Source organism: Lentibacillus juripiscarius, assembly GCF_042685205.1.
In the GTDB taxonomy this organism is placed as follows: Bacteria; Bacillota; Bacilli; order Bacillales; family Amphibacillaceae; genus Lentibacillus; species Lentibacillus juripiscarius.
In genome coordinates this window covers 1-4103 of sequence record NZ_JBHUNA010000004.1, presented here as the reverse complement: position 1 = coordinate 4103, position 4103 = coordinate 1, and the positions used below count along the sequence as shown (strand labels likewise).

Genomic DNA, 4103 nt, shown 5'->3' with positions numbered 1-4103 from the left:
TCATGACCGAGATGTTAACGCAAGTAAAAATCTTCGTAATGAAGTCTTACGATTAACCGCAGGAACTGCGGGGATAGCCTAATCCATAACTAACCGATAGGTTGGTGTTCTTAGGAATCCCCCACTTCAATCAGACCGTAAGGTTGATAAGTGGTGGGTAGTTCAATAATAGATCAGGGCTTTCTAAACAAGAAAATGAAAGTGGAGGATGAGGCTCAATAAATTGGTATAATAGATACTAAATTTCTGAAATGAATGATAAAATGTGAGGCAATGAGTAATTCAACTAACGAGTAGTTACTTTAACAACATCAAAGTATGGGTGAAAGGGAGAGTTGTCATGGGTGAATCACAACTATCTTTATGTTTTAAAAATTTCGCTCAAATGGAGTGTAAGGATTCTAGCGAACTATACGAATTTTTATCCGTGAAAGTATCAGAGGATAATGAAATACTTGAATTATGCTCTGAAACCCAAAATGGACAACCAGTGCCTAATTTATTGTTCGGAGCTGTTCATTATCTCTTGTTAAAAGGGAAAGAACACCAATTAAAAGAGTATTATCCAAGTCTTACAAAATCCCCAAGAAAAATCGACGCCAAAACCTTTGATTATTTCAAGGAATTTTGTAATGTTTTTAGAGGTGAAATTGTTTCAATTCTAAAAAATAAGTTGGTTCAGACAAACGAAGTTAGACGTTGTGCTTATCTTTACCCAATTTTCTCTTTGATTTATAGCAAAGTAGAAAAACCTTTATCGCTTGTTGAAATTGGAACAAGTGCTGGGCTTCAGCTTTTGTGGGACAAGTATAGCTATTCCTATGGAACTGACGAAACTTATGGAAATAAAAATTCAGATGTTCATATAACTTCGGAACTTATAGGTAAAAATAATCCCTCATTTCTTACTGAAAGTCCTCCCGTGTCTTCAAGAATTGGATTAGACTTACATATAAGTGACCTAAAAGATCCTGAAAGTTATTTATGGTTAAAATCACTTATTTGGCCGGAACATCAGGAAAGATTGGAGTTATTTGAGAGTGCTGCTAGGTGCTTCAAAGAAAATCCAGTAGAGCTTATTGAAGGAGATGGGATAACCCTACTAACAGACGTTGTAGAAACCCTTCCTAAAAATACAGTTATTTGCATTTTCCATACTCACGTTGCAAATCAAATACCAGAGAATTTAAAGTATAAACTCCTAGAGAAGATTAAAAAAATCGGAAGTCAAAGAGATGTTTTTCATATTTATAATAATATGTGGGATAGAAAGCTCCACCTTGACTATTTTATTGATGGTTTGGAATACAATCAAATTATTGGAGACACGGATGGTCACGGAAAATGGTTTAAATGGAATATTGAATAAAAATCAACGTAATTAAGCACGATTCTTTAGTAATAGTGTCCCCGTTTATTGTACTGTAGGGGCATTACTTCAAAAGAAGCAACCTTGCCTCAAAGCATGATAGAAAAATTTCTGCACAAGGAGAAGCAAATTTAATGGACAATAAAACAATAACAAGCGACGATGCAATCTTCTTCATGGACATGGTGAACTCTGCAAAAAGTCCTAACGATATTCGAGGGTTTTATAAACGAAAATCGTATTATAAGATACTGGATGAAAAAGATTCGGATGAGTATCAACGGTTTATGAGAATCTATAACGCTGAAAAGCATATTTTAAAGGAGCGGGAGCGACAGATTTTAGACGATTTATACGGCTTAACAAAACCAAGAATGACCCTAAAAGAAGCGGGCATACCTCACAACATAACACAGGAACGTGTCCGTCAACTACGTCATAGGGCAGAAATAACAATAGTGAGAAATTTGGTTAAGCAATTTAAAGGGATAGCTAAATAGCAAAGATGACCTAACGCTTGGTGGAAAGCAACTTTCTGCTAGGCGTTTTTATATAACTCTCAAAGAGGTGATATTATCATACTAATGTTCTATGCCGGCATTACTTTTAGCATAGTAGTTACCGGCATGATCCTTATGTTCCAGACAACATTTATACCAGCCTCCTTGTTCCCACTCGGAATAGTGGGCATTCTTTTTATGTGACATAACATTGATATTTACTCCAGGAATAGGAAAATATGTTCTGTTAGAATAGATTCATTTTTGTTATAATAGAGCGCGTACAACAAGGCTTTCATGGGTGGTGGCTCATGCCCCTTTGCACGTTTTTTAGGAAAGGGGGTGATGCCGATGACAGTATTTGAAACACTATTTTTGATGATTTCCTTTGGAACATTAATCGTAGCCATACTGTCAAACCAGAAAAAATAACCACCCATAGGCCTGGTAAGCATGATGGGTAGTTATTTTTTCAAAAACCTGTAATGTGAGCCGCCCCCTTGAAGGGCTGTTGTACATGACCGTTAGTGTATCTACACTAGCGGTCTCTTTTATTTTATGTGATGTTTTCTAATTTTATTATACCCAATATCAGGCGAAATGAAAACTGTAAAATGATACAAGTTTTCTGCATATCACAGTGAATGGAAAAACTCAGGACTTATACCCGCTGAGATTAAAATTGCTTTGAATATTTCTCATCTATTTTTTGCTCGATTGCAATCAATGCTTCTTTATCATTGAGCAAATCCTTTTTGTTTTGGTCAATAAGTTTCTCAATGTTGGTCTGTGCGCGCATAACTTCTCACATCCTTTATCTTGGTATTTCTAATTTTAGTATAGTACAAAAATCTCCTCGATAAACGATGGAATTATAACAAATGTGTGAAATTTCCTACTTTGGTACCCGGTTATTCTTGATCCGATGGCAGTTGACAGAACTGTTTTTTCTACAGAAGTGATTTATGAGATACCGACCATGGTTAAACTTAAAGCAATCCCGCGGCGAAATGACTTTTCTGGGAGGATGGTTTGGACAGAGCAAGGGATCGGTTCTGTAATTGAAGAAAATGATTCAGAAGTTGCTGTTGCTGTATCGCAAAAATATTGAATGGTCACAACCGGAAAAACAGATGTGATTATAGCAATCGGGTGTCTGCTTTCATCTCCTTTTGGCCCCTTTGTAAGGGGGGGCAGAATTTCACATATTCGCTCTCATTGTATTGTTAGTATTTAACGCTTTTGCTTACCTTGGTATGAATTTTACTCCATCAAATGAGCCCCTTACTGCAGAATATGTTGTTTTAGCTAGTTTTTATTTAATTTGGGCAATATTTTATTATTTGCAACTAAAACTAAACTCTTTAAAAAATTTTATAATTCTAATCATTCTAGAATTGCTTATCATTATAGGCTGGAGTTTCTTTTGGGGTACACCATACGGACATACATTAATAGAATCTTTGTTTGAGTAAGGTTAATCTTCCTCATCAATCAGGCGCAATTCTCTAATAATGGAGTAAATACTTATTTAAATATTAATTTGGATATAGCGATAAGATCATCAATTTGATGATCTTTTTTTGTGCGACGGGCAGTCGCACTTAGCGTAATAACTACGCTGAACTAACTGTTAAAGGATTGGAGAACGCTACCCAGTGTAAACACGACTCCGTAAATCCTGGAAGGTAAGTTATCTCGGAGGTGAAAGTCCTCCCACCAGAGTGCTGATACAACTGGTGAAGACTAATCTAGGGCATTATCGTGAGGTAGTGTCTGAAGGAGATGCGGAAATTCGAGAGACCCGCAGTCGGACATGCAGACCCAAATGCAGAAGTGTAAAGTACGGCGGCGCGATAAGCTGGTGACCATCCGAAAATAATGGGAAATCCATCATGTTATGATGGCTAGCCAAAGAATCAGCCGGCTAGTCATAGCTTATCGTGTGTTGGTACTGGGTATGTATGGAAGGAAAGTGTGACAACCCCGTGAGGTCTCCATCTTACCAAATGAATGGGCAATGAACTATAAGGATATTCCGAAATGTTAATTGTGGGTGGAGAAGTCAGACGCTCCCATAGTACGGAAGTAATGTATTGACGAAACAATACATGAATGGAAGGGGAGCGACCTCGTGGTTCGACACAGCTAAACATGTGGAATGTTAACAGATACTGTTACTTCGGTAAAAACAATCTGAAGGGACACATTGAAAGGTGTGGAATAAGCATTGA

5 protein-coding genes are annotated in these 4103 nt (G+C 37.0%); 4 read left to right on the top strand and 1 reads right to left on the bottom strand.

The annotated features are described in order from the left end of the window. Nucleotides 1-340: 340 nt before the first annotated feature. From ACFSUO_RS02510 to ACFSUO_RS02500, 3 genes are all read left to right on the top strand, one after another. A complete protein-coding gene (locus ACFSUO_RS02510) occupies nucleotides 341-1369 on the top strand; it encodes a DUF2332 domain-containing protein (protein WP_382390763.1) in 1029 nt (342 codons plus the stop codon). Nucleotides 1370-1503: 134 nt separating this feature from the next. Next, nucleotides 1504-1869: a sigma factor-like helix-turn-helix DNA-binding protein gene (locus tag ACFSUO_RS02505; protein ID WP_382390761.1), complete on the top strand. Its 366-nt coding sequence runs from the start codon at nucleotides 1504-1506 to the stop codon at nucleotides 1867-1869. 378 nt (nucleotides 1870-2247) lie between these two features. Further along, nucleotides 2248-2301 carry a putative holin-like toxin gene (locus ACFSUO_RS02500; protein WP_382390841.1) on the top strand — a complete coding sequence of 18 codons (54 nt, stop codon included), beginning with the start codon at nucleotides 2248-2250 and terminating at the stop codon, nucleotides 2299-2301. A 244-nt stretch (nucleotides 2302-2545) separates the two neighbouring features. Here the strand turns inward: ACFSUO_RS02500 and ACFSUO_RS02495 are convergent, their stop codons facing one another. Further along, entirely contained in the window at nucleotides 2546-2668 is a 123-nt protein-coding gene (locus ACFSUO_RS02495; protein WP_382390759.1) for an FbpB family small basic protein, read from the bottom strand. 126 nt (nucleotides 2669-2794) lie between these two features. Between ACFSUO_RS02495 and ACFSUO_RS02490 the strand changes: the two genes are divergently transcribed. Further along, complete coding sequence (locus ACFSUO_RS02490; RefSeq protein ID WP_382390757.1) at nucleotides 2795-2980, top strand: hypothetical protein; 186 nt, start codon at nucleotides 2795-2797, stop codon at nucleotides 2978-2980. The last annotated feature ends 1123 nt before the right edge of the window (nucleotides 2981-4103 follow it).